At 42.9% G+C, this 16052-nt stretch carries 13 protein-coding genes; 8 read left to right on the top strand and 5 right to left on the bottom strand.

Going from position 1 to position 16052, the window contains the following annotated elements:
• Positions 1-683: 683 nt before the first annotated feature.
• Complete coding sequence (locus H9653_RS10505; RefSeq protein WP_068407091.1) at positions 684-1673, top strand: LysR family transcriptional regulator; 990 nt, start codon at positions 684-686, stop codon at positions 1671-1673.
• 373 nt (positions 1674-2046) lie between these two features.
• Entirely contained in the window at positions 2047-3435 is a 1389-nt protein-coding gene (locus tag H9653_RS10500) for an NAD-dependent succinate-semialdehyde dehydrogenase (RefSeq protein ID WP_191692331.1), read from the top strand.
• A 220-nt stretch (positions 3436-3655) separates the two neighbouring features.
• Here the strand turns inward: H9653_RS10500 and purN are convergent, their stop codons facing one another.
• Both purN and purM read right to left on the bottom strand, forming a co-directional pair.
• Positions 3656-4357, bottom strand: coding sequence for a phosphoribosylglycinamide formyltransferase (gene purN / locus H9653_RS10495; protein WP_225211723.1), 702 nt, complete (start codon positions 4355-4357; stop codon positions 3656-3658).
• Positions 4357-5406: a phosphoribosylformylglycinamidine cyclo-ligase gene (gene purM, locus H9653_RS10490; RefSeq protein ID WP_191692330.1), complete on the bottom strand. Its 1050-nt coding sequence runs from the start codon at positions 5404-5406 to the stop codon at positions 4357-4359. The genes purN and purM overlap by 1 nt, the downstream gene beginning before the upstream one ends.
• 373 nt (positions 5407-5779) lie before the next feature.
• Between purM and H9653_RS10485 the strand changes: the two genes are divergently transcribed.
• The 3 genes from H9653_RS10485 (at position 5780) to H9653_RS10475 (ending at position 8702) form a co-directional block, all read left to right on the top strand.
• Positions 5780-6886 (top strand): AI-2E family transporter, encoded by a 1107-nt coding sequence (locus H9653_RS10485; protein ID WP_191692329.1) that lies wholly within the window; start codon positions 5780-5782, stop codon positions 6884-6886.
• 218 nt (positions 6887-7104) lie between these two features.
• On the top strand, positions 7105-7908 hold the full coding sequence (gene hda, locus H9653_RS10480; protein ID WP_068407080.1) for a DnaA regulatory inactivator Hda: 804 nt from the start codon (positions 7105-7107) through the stop codon (positions 7906-7908).
• 95 nt (positions 7909-8003) lie between these two features.
• Positions 8004-8702 carry a DUF2057 family protein gene (locus H9653_RS10475; RefSeq protein ID WP_191692328.1) on the top strand — a complete coding sequence of 233 codons (699 nt, stop codon included), beginning with the start codon at positions 8004-8006 and terminating at the stop codon, positions 8700-8702.
• A gap of 132 nt (positions 8703-8834) precedes the next feature.
• Here H9653_RS10475 and H9653_RS10470 read toward each other — a convergent pair whose 3' ends face one another.
• Both H9653_RS10470 and H9653_RS10465 read right to left on the bottom strand, forming a co-directional pair.
• Positions 8835-9323 carry a Dps family protein gene (locus H9653_RS10470; protein WP_191692327.1) on the bottom strand — a complete coding sequence of 163 codons (489 nt, stop codon included), beginning with the start codon at positions 9321-9323 and terminating at the stop codon, positions 8835-8837.
• 361 nt (positions 9324-9684) lie between these two features.
• Positions 9685-10350, bottom strand: a complete 666-nt coding sequence (locus H9653_RS10465; protein WP_191692326.1) for a YcxB family protein — start codon at positions 10348-10350, stop codon at positions 9685-9687.
• Positions 10351-10883: 533 nt separating this feature from the next.
• Here H9653_RS10465 and serS point away from each other — a divergent pair.
• From serS to H9653_RS10450, 3 genes are all read left to right on the top strand, one after another.
• Positions 10884-12170 (top strand): serine--tRNA ligase, encoded by a 1287-nt coding sequence (gene serS / locus H9653_RS10460; protein ID WP_191692325.1) that lies wholly within the window; start codon positions 10884-10886, stop codon positions 12168-12170.
• A 279-nt stretch (positions 12171-12449) separates the two neighbouring features.
• Positions 12450-14447 carry a transketolase gene (tkt, locus tag H9653_RS10455; protein WP_191692324.1) on the top strand — a complete coding sequence of 666 codons (1998 nt, stop codon included), beginning with the start codon at positions 12450-12452 and terminating at the stop codon, positions 14445-14447.
• A 313-nt stretch (positions 14448-14760) separates the two neighbouring features.
• Complete coding sequence (locus H9653_RS10450) at positions 14761-14961, top strand: hypothetical protein (RefSeq protein ID WP_191692323.1); 201 nt, start codon at positions 14761-14763, stop codon at positions 14959-14961.
• 160 nt (positions 14962-15121) lie between these two features.
• On the opposite strand, the gene H9653_RS10445 is transcribed toward H9653_RS10450, so the two are convergent.
• Positions 15122-15727 (bottom strand): YceI family protein, encoded by a 606-nt coding sequence (locus H9653_RS10445; RefSeq protein ID WP_068407059.1) that lies wholly within the window; start codon positions 15725-15727, stop codon positions 15122-15124.
• Positions 15728-16052: the final 325 nt, after the last annotated feature.

Here is a 16052-nt window from a genome sequence, read left to right as displayed (position 1 = left end):
AGATAAGTGTTGCTGGTAAAATAATGTTTCTTGAAAAGAAATACATTGGCAAAAGTAAAGTTCGGGATATAAACCTTTTACCTGAGCAATCTTTACTAAACTATAAGAAAATGATTATAAAAGCAAATAAAACCTGTCTTATTGGTCAGCTTTTATTTTTTAGATTTAATTGACGCTGTTTTAGTTAAGATGTGCTTGCCAGTTAAACCACTTATTAGCCTAAAGCGTATATAGCATCAATTCAAGCCTAAAAACTGCCGCGAGCAAAACGCCAAATTTATAAAAAACGGCTTGCATAATAAAGCTTACGTAATAGGTTTTCTGTCCATCTTTTAGTATAAAAATGCGATAAAATAGCAGGCATCATTGATTCGTTAAAAGCCGTACTGATGGCATAAGATTTGAAAATGACTTATCAGCGCTTGCTAAGCACTATAGCTAGGTTACCCTAATTTATCTAGTTTATGATTATTATCTTGGGTATTTCATTTGGTTATAGTATAGATATAACAATGGCTTAAGCAGGGTAAACTGGGGTATAATAAGCGTATATTAAAATTATTTAGATAGAAAAACGCTTGATTTAAGCAGTCGCAAAACAATTTTGTAAAATAATAGAACGGAAGATGCCGCGCTTTTTTAAGCTTATGGTGGCATTTATTCTACGGTAAAGAGAAATAGATATGAATTTGCAGCGGGTTGATTTGAATTTGTTGGTACATTTAGATGTACTACTACGTGAAAAAAACGTCACACGTGCAGCTGAGCAGCTCGGCATTACCCAGCCGGCGATGAGTAATATTTTGCGGCGCCTACGTAAGTTGTTTAATGACCCGTTATTGGTGCGCTCATCGGAAGGTATGACGCCGACCGAACGCGCGCTTGAGCTGCAGCCGCGTATTCGTGAGATATTAGCAGATTTGACGCAAGTGCTTGAGCCGCGTACTGAGTTTCGTCCTTATAGTACCTCGCGGGTTTTTCGTATTATGACCTCAGATTATGCTGAGGCGACTTTGGTGCCAAAACTGGTCAAAGCGCTACGCTCTGAAGCGCCCAATGTGATTTTGGATTTCTTGACGCCCTCTGATGTTTCCTACCGTGATATGGAACAGGGGCGCGTAGATTTAGCGATTAACCGTTTTAATGAGATTCCGCAAAGTTTCCACCAAGTATTGGTTTGGCGCGATACATTTAGCTGTTTGTTATCCGCTGAAGGGCCATATGCCAATCGTTTTAATTTAAAAAATTATCTCAAGGCGCAGCATGTTTGGGTGTCCAAAACAGGTATGGGCGTTGGCTTTGGGGTCAATCCAGAAAAATCAGGTGGGCTCGGTTCTATCGATCAGGCATTGCAACGCCTAGGTCAAAAACGCCAAATCAGCGTCTTTACCCGTCACTATCAAATGCCAGCGATGCTTGCCGCCAATAAAGACTTGATTGCGACCTTGCCGACGCGGGTGGCGAGAATGCAGGCCAATAATGACAGTATCATTATGGAAGAGCCACCATTCTTTATCCCTGAGTTTGAGCTGACGATGGCGTGGTCACCATTGTTACAGCATCACCCAGCGCATCGTTGGTTACGTCAGCTGATTATGCATGTAGCACGGCAAGTAGTCGCCGAAGAAGAGAATCCGCCACCAGAGATTCCAGTCATTAACCATTTGTTTTAGCACAACCTTTAAAAAACCAGCCCATGATAAATGCGCTGGTTTTTTTATTGCCTCCATTTTTATATCAAGCTTTTTTAAATTAAGAAGCTCTTTGAATCAAAAGGTTCTTTAAATTTAATTTCTTAAAATAAAATCAGTTTTTATAATGGCGTCACACTATTAACATCTTATGCACACTTCTTCATAACTTGTAAAACTACCGCTGGTGCATTTTGTTATGCTAAATGGACATTAAGAAAAAAGACAACTAAAGCGAGCATTGTTAAGTGATTCGATAATATCGACACACTTAACGATAGAATATTTCTTAGTCATCATGGCTCGTTTAATAAGTATCCATTACATAATAAGCAGATAAATAAGGACAATTATCATGGCAGATATTACCACTGTGAATCCAGCAACGGGCAAAGACATTAAAAATTACACTTATATGAGCGATGATGAAGTGAACAAAATCATCGATGCCTCGCACGAAGCGTTTTCAAAATGGCGTTTGGTTAGTGCCGATGAGCGCGCCAAAGTCATTAACTCGATTGGCGAGACGCTACTGAAGTATAAGGACGAGCTTGCGAAGCTAATGACTGAAGAGCGTGGTAAGACCTTAGAGGCAAGCTTAGCTGAAGTAGATTTATGTAAAGCGATTTGTGATTTTACCGCGGGTGAAGGCGTTGCTGCTTTAGCTGACGACGAACGCGATATCGAAGGCATTAAAAAAGGCCTGATCAGCTATGACCCTATCGGTATTATTTATGGTATCCAGCCGTGGAACTTCCCCGCTTACCAAGTATTCCGCTATACTATTGCTAACTTGATGGCCGGTAACAGTATCCTGCTTAAGCACGCATCCAACGTGACTGGCTCAGGTCAATTGATTGAAAAAATTATGCAAGAATCTGATTTACCAGAAGGCTTGTTTCGTGCCTTAATTATTAATCATGATCAATCTGAAAAAGTGATCCAGCACGAAAAAGTACGCGGTGTTACCTTAACGGGTAGTGATGTCGCTGGCCGAGTAGTGGCGCAGCAAGCCGCAAAAGTACTGAAAAAGACGGTTATGGAACTTGGCTCGAATGATGCCTTTATTGTGCTAGAGGATGCCGACTTAGATCTAGCAGCAGCAACTTGCGCCCATGCACGTTTATATAATAATGGCGAAACCTGTATTGCCGCCAAACGTTTTGTCGTCGTCGATAGTGTGTATGATAAATTCCGAGATTTGGTGATCGAAAAATTCAACAGCTATAAAGTTGGCGATCCAATGGAAAAGTCGACGGACGTAGGCCCGATGTCGAGTAGCAAACAGCGCGATACTTTGCACAAGCAAGTACAAGAAAGTGTCAGTAAAGGCGCGACCATTACGATTGGCGGCGAAGTACCTGATAAGCCAGGCGCATTTTACCCACCAACGATTTTAGAGAACATCAAACCAGATCAACCAGCCTATAAAGATGAGTTATTTGGTCCCGTTGCCGCGCTTATTCGTGCCAAAGACCAAGACGATGCTTTCCGTATTGCCAATGATAGTCGCTATGGTCTCGGCGGTGCTATCTTCTCAAAAGACGAAGAAAAAGCGATCAATTTAGCGCAGCAGCATTTCGATACGGGGATGGTTTATATCAATGGCTATAATTTGGTCAATCCTGGTTTACCATTCGGCGGCGTGAAGGATTCAGGCTATGGCCGTGAACATGGTGGCTTTGGTATTAAAGAGTTTGTCAATATTAAAGCAGTACATGTGGTTGATAAAAAGCCTGCTTAATGATTGAACTGCTTTAGATTTATCATTTGTAATGCCTCGTTATTCAGTAACGAGGTATTTTTTTGCTATTGCTATATAGTCAAAATATCCTAAAAACGCGACGATATCAGCAGTGCGTGATGTATCGATATTACTTTTCACTCACTATATATTATCTTTGACTTAAGCATAAAAAAGCAGAACCCGTTATGGATTCTGCTTTTTAGTTTATTAGAAAAGCTTAAATATCTAACCATAGCTTTAGCGGTAAAGCCGGTAGATAAGATGATTTAGTATCCTCATGCGGATTACCTAAGTCAATAATACCCTTAGCAATCAGCAATAGGGTCCACGGTAAGAGTTGATGCTCCGCTTTTTGTACGCGTGCTTGCAGGCTATCCGCAGTGTCTTTGTAATCAACTTCAAGCAGCGCTTGGGTCAACACCGCACCGGCATCAAGCTCGGCGGTGACCACATGAATACTACAGCCATGATGGCGTTCGCCCGCTTGTATCGCGCGCTGATGGGTATCTAGGCCCTTATAAGCAGGCAGCAAAGCAGGGTGCAGGTTAATCATTGGCGCAGGCGCATTATCGATAAATGAGGCGCTTAATACGCGCATAAATCCTGCAAGCACAATCACATCAGGCTGCCAAGTGGTTAATTGAGCATTAGCATGGGTTTCAAAAGTTTTGATCCCCATACGTTTGCCGCTCGCAACGTGAGATAAGACGGCAACTGGAATCGCAGCGTCATTAGCGCGTGTGATGGCATAAGCGTCTTCACGGTTACTGATGACGCCAACAATCTCAATCGGTAGCGCGCCAGCTTGCATGGCATTGATTAATACTTGTAGGTTGCTACCGCTACCCGATACCAAAACAGCGACGCGTAACGGCTTAGCTGGTTGCTTTGCCATGCTTTTTAAATTGTCGTCTGGCATTAACGGTACACCACGGCGTCCGCTTCACGGCTCACCATTTCACCCAATTTCCAAGCGTTTTCGCCTGCATCATTTAAGGTTTTGATAGCAGCTTCTGCTTTGTCTTTAGGCACAACGATGACAAAACCGACGCCGCAGTTAAAGGTGCGGTACATCTCACTTTGCTCGATATTGCCATGGGTTTGTAGCCACGTAAATAGCTCTGAGAACTGCCAGCTGCTCGTATCAATGCTAGCGGCTAAATTATCTGGTAGTACACGTGGCAGATTATCGGTTAAGCCGCCACCAGTAATATGTGACATCGCATGTAAGGCTGAGCTACCAAGGCTATCTTGCAAGGCTTTAATGGCTTTAACATAAATACGTGTCGGTGCCATCAGTGCATCCTGAATAGGCTGACCATCTAATTGCTCATCGCTTGTCGTGACATCGACGCCGCTAACTTCGATGACTTTACGTACCAATGAGTAGCCATTAGAATGCGCGCCACTTGAAGCAAGAGCGATTAATACATCGCCCTCGCTGACGTTTTCACCCGTGATAACTTCCGCTTCTTCAACTACGCCCACACAGAAACCGGCTAGGTCATAATCATCATCTTGATACATGCCCGGCATCTCAGCGGTTTCGCCGCCAATGAGCGCGCAATTTGATAATTTACAGCCTTCGCCAATGCCCGTGACAACAGTTGCCGCTACATCGACATCAAGCTTGCCCGTTGCATAATAATCTAAGAAAAATAATGGCTCAGCACCGCAAACCAATAAATCATTGACGCACATAGCCACCAAGTCGATACCGATGGTGTCATGACGGTTTAATTGCAAGGCCAATTTGAGCTTGGTGCCGACACCGTCAGTGCCCGAAACCAACAACGGTGAAGTATAACCAGTCGGAATACGACAAAGCGCCCCAAAACCGCCAAGTCCGCCCACAACCTCGGGACGAGAGGTGGCTTTTGCCACTGATTTAATACGTTGTACCAACGCATCGCCGGCATCAATATCAACGCCAGCATCTTTGTAGCTTAAAGAAGGCTTGTTACTCATGGTCATCTCACAAATTTATAAGGAATGAAGGTCTGTCAGTAGAAAAGCGGATCGGTCGTGTTAATTTTGCAGATAGTGCGCGCATTATACCCAAAAATGACCCTTAGCCGCAAAGCAACTTGCCAATATTTGGCGGATATTTGCAGAAGAGAGCTAATAAAGCTGTCTTAGGTACAATAAAAAATTAAGAAACAAAAAATGACTGATTTTTTGTTCGACTCTGCGATAATAGAACGCCATAGTCGTTGGCAAAACCTACGACAATGACGCTGCTAATGACCATGACAAATATAAAGCCGCTGAAGACATATTTCAGTGAACAAACCATTAGACGCCAGTATTTTACATAGACTTAATCGTAGGGTTACCCTTCATGATAAACCAACCAATAGATCCTTTTTTTCGGCGCTTATTTATCGTCGTTGCGATTGTTATAGCGGTATTCTTATTGTATTTGATGATGCCGGTCATCGTGCCGTTTGTCGTGGCTTTTGTACTGGCTTATTTATTTAATCCGCTGGTCAAGCGTTTATCAAAATATATCAAGCGTTGGATAGCCATTATCATCGTTTATTCGACGATTACGCTTGGTATGGTGCTGCTGCTTTGGTGGTTAATACCGACTTTATGGCATCAACTGCAAGCGGCGTGGGAATATCTACCCAAAGTATTAAATTGGTATAACCAAGTTGTACGTGAGTGGTTTATCAATAACAGCCGTATTCGTCTGCCAGAATTAGAAAGCAAAGGTTTCTCTGATACTTTAGTTGGTTATATGCAGACCAATTATAAGTTCGCTGATGCCAGCAGCATGATGAGCCAAATTTTGGCCTCTAGTATGAATTTTATTAATAATGCTGGCTTGATTGTACTCGTGCCGATTTTAACCTTTTATTTCCTATTTAATTGGGATCAGCGTCTGCATACTTGGAAAATGGCAATTCCGGCGCCTTATTGCAAAAAGGTGGTTGCCATTGCTCGAGAATGCGATCAAGCATTGATGGCATTTATTAAAGGTCAATTATTGGTCATGGTATTATTAGGCGTCATTTATGCTGTACAGCTCCAACTTATTGGGCTTGAGCTTGGTTTGATTATTGGTATGGTGGCTGGTATCGCAAGCTTCGTACCGTATTTAGGCTTTGGTATCGGCTTTATCGCCGCGATTATCGCCTCTTTATTCCAATTTGGTTTAGACTGGACTTATCTAGCCTTAGTGGTTGGCGCGTTTTTGGTCGGACAAGCGGCAGAGGGTTATATTTTACAACCGTTATTGTTGGGCGACAAAATCGGTTTATCGCCGTTATGGGTTATTTTTGCCGTATTGGCAGGGGCAAGCTTATTAGGTTTCGTCGGTATGCTGATTGCGCTACCGGTGTCCGCTGTGCTTAATGTCTTATTCCGTCATTTATACGCCTATTATCAATCGACTGACTTTTATAAAGGCCGTAAACAATTGGCGTTATTTGAAGAAAAATAAATCGCCCAGACATTCTATGAATAATGATAGATTGGGCTTAATGGGTAAAAGACTTGTCAGTCATTTTGCAAATATGTTATATATAGGCGCAGTATTAACGGTATTTACCGTTATTAGGTTGGCATTTGCTAAATGTGAAAGTTAGCAAAGCCAGTTTACAGAATATTAGTCGTTTAGCCTTTTTAGTGATTGCGCTACGCAAACCGAGTTGATGATTCATGGCAGAAGCACAGCTAAGTCTCAATCTGGACATTAAGCATGATGCGAGTCTCAGCGACTTTGCCGGTCCAGGTTGGATGTCTATTATCGATGCAGTGCGGCAGCTACATGTCGGCCTGATAGGTCAGCTGTACCTATTTGGCAGCCCAGAGACGGGCAAGTCGCACTTATTATCCGCCATCTGTGAGTCGTTTATCGAGATGGACAAATCCGCGATTTGTCTGTCATTAAATGAGCTGATTCATACCGATGTCAATGTTCTATCTTCTTTAGAAAATTTTTCCTTGATTGCGATTGATGATTTAGAAGTGCTTGAGCAAAGCAGCCAATGGCAAGAAGCCTTATTTCACCTAATTAATCGTAGCCGAGAAGGACAACGGCAGCTGATTTTTGCCTCCAACAAACCTGCGACCGAATTACCGTTTCAGTTAACAGATCTCCTCACCCGTTTGGCGCAGTCACCAAGCTTTAAAGTGCCAACCGGTCATGATTTGGCAGACCGTCAAGCTTTGCTACAATCTATCCTACGCCGCCGCGGTTGGCAGTTTGATGAGCGTATTATCAATCATTTACTCACCGAAGGGCCGCATCGTATCGGCGCTATGATGGACGTCCTAAATTACATTCAGCCGATGTTTTCTAACCTTGGTCGTAGTAATATATCCAAAGCGGTCATTAGCGATGCGCTGCGCACGATTGATGAGCAGACGCTCGCCGCCGAGCTTGCTGATATCGCCCAAGAAACGCAAGGTGACAATGAGGTCGCTAATCAAGATCAACATACCATGCCGCTCGACTTTTAACCTTTCGTTTTTTGACCTTTAGCTTTTAATAATTAGTTTTTAATGTTCATAGACACGCCCTTTATACCGCTACTTTACTATCCTTGGAATAACTTATGAAACCAAACGCTTCTTTGCTAAAAAAACTGACTGTTGGCTCCTTATTGATTGCTGCTGGTTCAGTATCTATGTTATCGCACGCGGCAGTGACTCTGCTTGTTGATGACCATATCAAAGTGACCGCTATCAATGGGCAAGAAATCCAGCAAAGCCCGTTTCAGCCGCTGACGAAGTCGTTTACCTTAGAGCCTGGTCAGCATGCGATTACCGCTAAATATGATCGCTTATATAACTTGCGCCGTGATGAGCACGATTATTTGCGCTCGGGTAATGTGAGTGTGACGGCAGAATTGAAAGACAATCAGACCTATCGTCTCGTTATGCCAAATCAGCCAGAAAAATATGAAGCAGCAAAAGAGTATGCAAAGCGTCCGACCCTAGCGGTGCAACAGAATAATACGGTAGTTGCCAGTCAGCAAGCTTTAGAGGGTAGTCAAGGTGGTTTGCTATCAGGTTTGGGTAAAACATTGGGCGGTGTATTTGGCGGCGCAAATGATGCTGAGCTACAAAACCAACGTGCCATTGCCGCGTTAGGCCAACCTACTGCCAGCACTGTCAATACAGGTGCTGTGACCACAGTTACACAAACGACTAGCGCTGCTACTTCTACCAGTACTTTAGATCAGTTTATGCAACTTTGGTTACAAGCAACACCAGCCGAGCGTGAAAAAATACGTCAGTGGATTGAGAAGTAAAGTCATTGGAAAATAAGTAGTCATTGGTAAAGAAGCATAAAAAAAGCACCTAAATTAGGTGCTTTTTTCTTACTTACTATTTATTCAACTAATAAGCCAATTTACTGACAGATTGCTTTATCTATTTCGCCGTTATTTAGCCAAAAAAGCGTTATACATCCAAATCAGCTTTTCTTGTTGTTGTACATACTCATCAACTAAATCTGCGGTGCCTTGGTCTTCCGCTCGTTCTGCCAATGCTGATACTTCACGTTGCTCTTCAATCAGCGATTGTAGGCCAGTCACCACACCTTGCACGCAAGCATTACCGTCTTTAACGTTTTTATCTTCTTGAATGTTGGTATGTTGACTAAAGTCGCTATAAGCATGCAGTGGCGTGCCACCCAAGGTTAAGATACGCTCAGCGATTTCATCAATTTCTACTTGCAAATTGGTATATAGCTCTTCGAACTGTGGGTGCAAGGTGAAGAAATGCTCACCTTTTACGTTCCAGTGATAACCACGTACGTTGATATAAAACATATGATAGCTTGATAGTAGATCGTTTAACTTATCAATCACTTCGCTCATATCTGCTTTTTCTAGACCGATTTGGTTGGTTGCATTATTAGTATTACTCATAATATTATCCTTATAGTTTGAGTGTTGATTTAAGAGACTGGTTATTTTTATAAACTTAGACTTAATCATCTAAGGCAAATGTAGAAGTCTAAGAGTGTAGCAAGTCATCTCCTGCATTGCTATGCTCGTTATATATCTTCTACAGGTTTTTAGGTCTCTATACCTTGTCTGTTTATGCTTATTATAATAGCAAAGATACTATGATAAGTTAAATTTAATTAATATAAGGCTGCGATTGATTTTATAGAATTATAAAATCACAGTATCCACGCTATTCATGCTATTTTATAAAGCCAACACCTATACAAGTTTAATGCTGAATTATAAAAAACGACCAATCCCATTAATCTAAATGCCACTTTTAACGTTTTGCAGGTGGCTGTAAGTTTTCAGGGTTTAAGCCTTTAACAGCAATGACTTCTTGTAGGTGCTGACGTACGGTATCGATTGGGAATTTTTGCGTTTGTAAACGCTTAGGAATGATTTGGCTGCCTTGTTGACCTTTTAGCTCAAACATCATGAAAATATAGTCATCAGTTTCATCCCAGCTTTTGACGGCGCTCCAAGGAATGACCGCCTGCTGAGTGCTACCAGCACGCATCTGCATACCGCGCATCTGATTGCTATTAAACATATCAGGCTGATTGACCGGCATTGCCATGACCAGACCATGCTTTTGCACGCCCAATTTCATTTGACGCATCTCATCAGGCATTTCTTGGTCAGCAACTTGTTTTTCAAACTCTTTTTTGACATACCATTTAAAGCCAAGGGTACGTACCAATAGATAAATGACCACCGCCGCTAGCATCAACCAAAAGATAATGGTCGAATAACCAGTTAAAAAAACCAAGCCTGCGATGGCTAATATGACGACGACCGCCATAATAATCCACTCTTTCATCTTAATACTCGACAGACCAAACGACGGGCTGGCACTGGCAAATAGCTCATATTGGGCTTGATGAAATTCGGCCTCGGTTAGGTTTAAGGCGACAGGTTGAAGGGTGTAGGGGTACAGGGCCATAAAGGTTTCTCAGATACGTATGTTAAAAGCGTGGGATGAAAAGCGCCAAAGCGAGGCTGCGATGCCATACTTAGCGATGCTTGGCGGAAAGTAGAATAAAGATATGCGCTTATCTTACCGAAAACTGCTCTTAAATGAAACATATAAGCGGGTCTGTCGACCAATAGTTCGGTTATTTTTCAGATAGCATCCTTATTTATACTAAGGTCAATGAGAGAACTTGATGTATAAGAGCATGGCGTGACTTTTATTATTTGTTATTTAACCCATAAAGCTTGTGCAAAGAAAGTGCTAGACTGTGGCAAAATATAGCCAAAACATGGTCAAATCTGCTCGGTATTGGTATGATAGTGACTATTATTTATTATTCAGATTGACGTGGCCTTATGGCAAAGCTTTATAGTGGTTTTATAAGGCTTTGCGCGCTATTTTTTGTTTTATCTCATTTATGGCTAGTGATATCTAAGCACTATACTTGGCTACTATTTTCCCTTTTTATTTCTTACTCACTTTTGGCGCTACAGGCAACTATTATGATTGACCCAAAACTCTTACGCGGTGATTTAACGGATTTACAACAGCAGCTGGCCACGCGTGGTTATGCGCTTGATATGGCGTTTTGGCAAAGTATCGAAAACGAACGTAAGTCTTTGCAAGTCAAAACCGAAGAGCTGCAATCGCGTCGTAATGCCGGTGCTAAGCAAGTGGGTGCGCTAAAAAAATCGGGCGCAGATGCCAGCGAACTGTTGGCTGAGATGCAAAGTGTCAGCGGTGAGATTAAGACAGCTGAAGATGAGCTGCGTACCTTGCAAGAGCGTATTAGCCAAGCGGCTATGCAAATCCCAAATATCCCAGCCGCCGATGTGCCAGTCGGGACATCAGAAGATGATAACGTCGAAGTGCGCAAATGGGGAACGCCGCGCGCGTTTGATTTTGAGATTCAAGACCATACTCATATTGGTGAGACGCTAGGTATGCTTGATTTCGAAGCCGCTGCAAAGCTGACTGGTAGCCGTTTTAACGTCTTAAAAGGTCAGCTTGCGCAACTGCATCGTGCCTTGATTCAGTTTATGCTCAATACCCATACCATCAAGTACGGCTATACTGAAACCTACGTGCCTTATATTGTGAACGCTGAGAGTTTAAAAGGTACGGGTCAATTGCCGAAGTTTGAAGATGATTTGTTTAAATTGACCAATCATACCAATAACGAAGGTACAGATTTTTATCTGATTCCAACGGCCGAAGTGCCCATGACTAACTTGGTACGCGGTGAGCGTTTGGATATCAAAGAGCTGCCGTTAAAATTTACCGCCCATACGCCATGTTTCCGTAGTGAAGCGGGCTCGCATGGTCGCGATACCCGTGGTCTAATCCGTCAGCATCAGTTTGAAAAAGTTGAGATGGTCAATATCGCTACCGCTGAGCAATCAGATGACTTACTTGAGGCGATGACGGCACAAGCTGAGTACATTTTGCAGCAGTTGAATCTGCCGTACCGTGTGGTCAAACTATGTACTGGCGATATGGGCTTTGCCGCTCAAAAAACTTATGACATCGAAGTGTGGTTGCCAAGCCAAGATACTTATCGTGAAATCTCAAGCTGCTCAAACTGTGGCGACTTCCAAGCTCGCCGTATGGGCACGCGCGTTAAAGATGGCAAGCAAACCAGCCTAGCGCATACGCTAAATGGTTCAGGTTTGGCAGTCGGTCGTACGTTATTGGCAGTGATGGAAAATCATCAAAATGCTGATGGTAGTATCACCATTCCTGAAGTATTGCGTCCGTTCATGGGCGGAGTTGAAACCATTTTAGCTTAATGATTTAGTTTTTTATCTAAACTGCGGGTTGGTTGCTGACTCGCGGTTTTTTCATACGTATTGGTTTAATAAAACTGATACGAATGATTGTTAAATACAAACGCTTCTGTCAGCGCATTTTTAGATTGCCAGATGGCAAATATGTTAATATTGCATGTGATTTTATAGTCTATCTTTTGATGACATCCATTGTATTTTTGTCGTATTTCTGATGGATTGCCCTCTGAGTAACCCTTTCTCTTATGCTCCATACTTTTCATTCGAATATTAGGACACTCTATGCCGACCCCAATTAATGAACGCAAACTTGCCAATGCCATCCGTGTACTGTCGTTCGACGCGGTTCAAAAAGCCAATTCTGGACACCCAGGCGCGCCGATGGGCATGGCTGATATTGCCGAAGTATTGTGGCGCAAATTTTTAAAGCACAATCCTGCTGACCCGCAATGGCACAACCGCGATCGCTTTGTACTATCAAACGGTCATGGCTCGATGCTCATTTATTCCTTGCTGCATTTATCAGGCTATGATGTCAGCGTTGATGATTTAAAAGGCTTTCGTCAGCTGCATTCAAAAACTCCAGGCCATCCTGAACTTGGCTATACGCCAGGGATTGAAACCACAACGGGTCCACTAGGTCAGGGTATTGCCAATGCCGTTGGTTTTGCGATTGCAGAGAAGACACTAGCGGCGCAGTTCAACCGTGACGGCCATAACATCGTTGACCATCATACTTATGCGTTCTTAGGCGATGGCTGCTTGATGGAAGGTATCAGCCATGAAGTTTGCTCATTGGCTGGCACGTTAGGTTTGGGCAAATTGGTCTTTTTCTATGATGATAATGGCATCTCAATCGATGGCGATGTCGAAGGCTGGTTCACTGATGATACGCAAGCGCGCTTTGAGGCCTATGGCTGGCAGGTCATCAAAGTCGATGGTCACGATACCGATGAGATTACCAAAGCCACTGAGCAAGCCATTGCTGAGACCGCTAAGCCAAGCTTAATTATTTGTAAAACGACGATTGGTGCGGGTAGCCCGAACAAGCAAGGCTTAGCAGCTAGTCATGGTGCGCCGCTTGGTGATGATGAAATCGTCTTGACCCGTGACGCTTTAGCATGGACTCATGCGCCGTTTGAATTAGATGACGAAATCTATGAAGCATGGGATGCTAAAGCTAAAGGCGACGTACAGCAAAAGAACTGGGATGCGGACTTTGAAGCCTATAAAAAAGCCTATCCAGAATTGGCAAGCGAGCTACTACGCCGCTTAAACGGTGAATTGCCAGCGGATTTTGAAAGCCAAGCACAAGCCTATATTCAGCAAACGCAAGAGCAGGGCGGTGATGTTGCCAGTCGTAAAGCCAGTCAAAATGCGATCAATACCTTACAGCCGTTACTACCAGAATTGTTGGGCGGTTCAGCGGATCTGGCAGGTTCAAACCTTACGCTATTTAAAGGTGCGAAAGGCATCGAAAAAGATAGCGATGGCAACTATATCTATTATGGCGTGCGCGAGTTTGGTATGACCGCGATTGCCAATGGTATCGCGTTGCATGGCGGCTTTATCCCTTACGTGGCAACCTTCCTGATGTTTATGGAATACGCGCGTAATGCGGTACGTATGGGCGCACTCATGAAGCAGCGTGTGATTCATGTTTATACTCATGACTCTATCGGTCTGGGTGAAGATGGCCCGACGCATCAGCCAGTTGAGCAATTAACGAGCTTACGTACCACACCAAATCTACGCACATGGCGTCCGTGTGATGCGACCGAATCTGCTAGCGCTTGGGTTGAAGCGATTAAGTCCGAAAACAATCCATCAGCATTGATCTTTAGCCGTCAAAGCTTGCCACATCAAGCACGTGATAGTGAGCAAGTCGCTAACATCGCTAAAGGTGGCTATGTGTTAGCGAAAGAGGAAGGTGAGCTACAAGCGATTATCATCGCGACAGGTTCAGAAGTTGGTCTTGCTATGCAAGCGCACGCAACATTGAGCGCAAATGGCGTTGGCGTCCGTGTCGTCTCTATGCCATGTGCCGAGATTTTTGTAGAGCAAGATGCTAGCTACCGTGAAGCGGTATTGCCAGCTAATATCCGCGCCCGCGTAGCGGTAGAAGCAGCACACGTCGATTACTGGTATAAGTTTGTCGGTCTAGATGGCAAAGTCATTGGTATGACGACTTATGGTGAATCCGCGCCAGCTGAGGAGCTATATCAAGAGTTTGGTATTACTACGGAAGCGGTGGTTGATGCGGTGAATAGTTTGGTTTAATAAACCTAACTTAGTTAGCGTTTAAACAAGAAAGAGCTACTAGAAAAATATGGTGGCTCTTTTTTTTGTGATTAACTTTTGGTTTTGAAATATTATAAAAAGCCCTGTAAATAGATTGCTGGGTAGGTTAGTGTCGAGACTTAATGCACCATGAGTCGTTAAATGGTAACGCAAAGTTCGACCAGCCGCCCTATAACCAAGCTTAATGTGTTTTTTTAGTTGACCGTGGTTAGTGTTATATCTATTTTGCTAATTTAAAGCGAGCTTAAGGACGTGTACCTGTTTTGTACTGGCACGTTGATTAATAGACAAGGTGCGTCAAAAAGAGCTGGATAAAGTAGACAAGCTGCGTCAAAAAGAACAGGCCAAAGTTGATAAGAAGATTCAAGCAATGATAGACGATATCAACCAAAAGGCAATGAAAAAGCAGGAAAAAATAGATACTAAAATTCAGAAGAGAAGAAATAAAATAGATAAGACTGGTATAGCAGAAGAGCAAATATGGCAGTACTAAAAACGTTAGAAAATATATTTTTAATATTTAATCGATTTTCGAGTCATTTTTAGGTCATAATATTTTTAAATAATTAAGCGTTTCTGTAAGTATCGTCTTAAAAATCTATGGTGTTATCTACCCAACTTAGAAATTCTAAGTTGGGTTTTTTGTCACTTAATCAATTGGCTGCAATCAGCTTCCCTGATATCTCAAGGGGGATGATATTGCTAATCAGTTTCGGGAAAGCTGTCACTCCATAGCTATAGCGATCGACCATACCTGTCGCGCGAAACTTTAACGTCGGTTGAGAGGTGGCGGGGTCAATCTCTACATCAGATAAAGTCACTCTTACCGTTAACGGTTTGGTTTGACCTAAAGCGGTAAAGTCGCCCGTGACATTGGCTTCTTTCGGCGTAATCATCTTGATCTTTTTTGAGACAAACGTCATCGTCGGATATTGCTGCGTATTGAGCAGCTCTTTACGGCGCAAAAAAGAGTCACGTAGCTTGCGCTCGGTATCGATGCTATCGGTATGCACGGTAAAATTAATGGTCGTACTCTCAGGCTTTTTGACGTCATAATTGATCGATCCATTTACTTTACGAAACTTACCGTCAGTGGTCGCCTTGCCTAAATACTTGACCTCAAAATCAGCACTGGTCTTAGGCACGTCCAGTTTCCACTTTTGTGGCATCGTGTTGGCGGCGACTCCCATTATAGGCAAAGATAATAATAAAGAGGTACCAAGCGTAATCTTTAACAAAGAGGCGGCGCGAGTATTCATACGTATTATCCAAAGGGTGGTATTAAAGTCGTCAGTATTGAACATGCTTTTAGGGCACAACTGAGCGTTATAGCTGAAATAATAATACGATAGCCTACTACAATTGTGCTGTTTCAATGTATTATTAAAGTTATGAGCGATTTAGAAGTAAGACTTACACTTTACACTGGCTTAGCGCTTAAAATAACCAATTTGACTTTTTATCAAAAAGCGCCGTAAAACCATCTCCCTTCTAGGGCGTGGATATCAGGCGTCAGCTATTGTCGCTCAGCCTTAAAACAGACTTGTCAACCAAACTCATTGAGGTCATAATCACTCTATGAAA

Source organism: Psychrobacter communis, assembly GCF_014836505.1.
GTDB classification, from domain to species: domain Bacteria; phylum Pseudomonadota; class Gammaproteobacteria; order Pseudomonadales; family Moraxellaceae; genus Psychrobacter; species Psychrobacter faecalis.
This window is presented reverse-complemented; position numbering and strand designations above follow the sequence as displayed.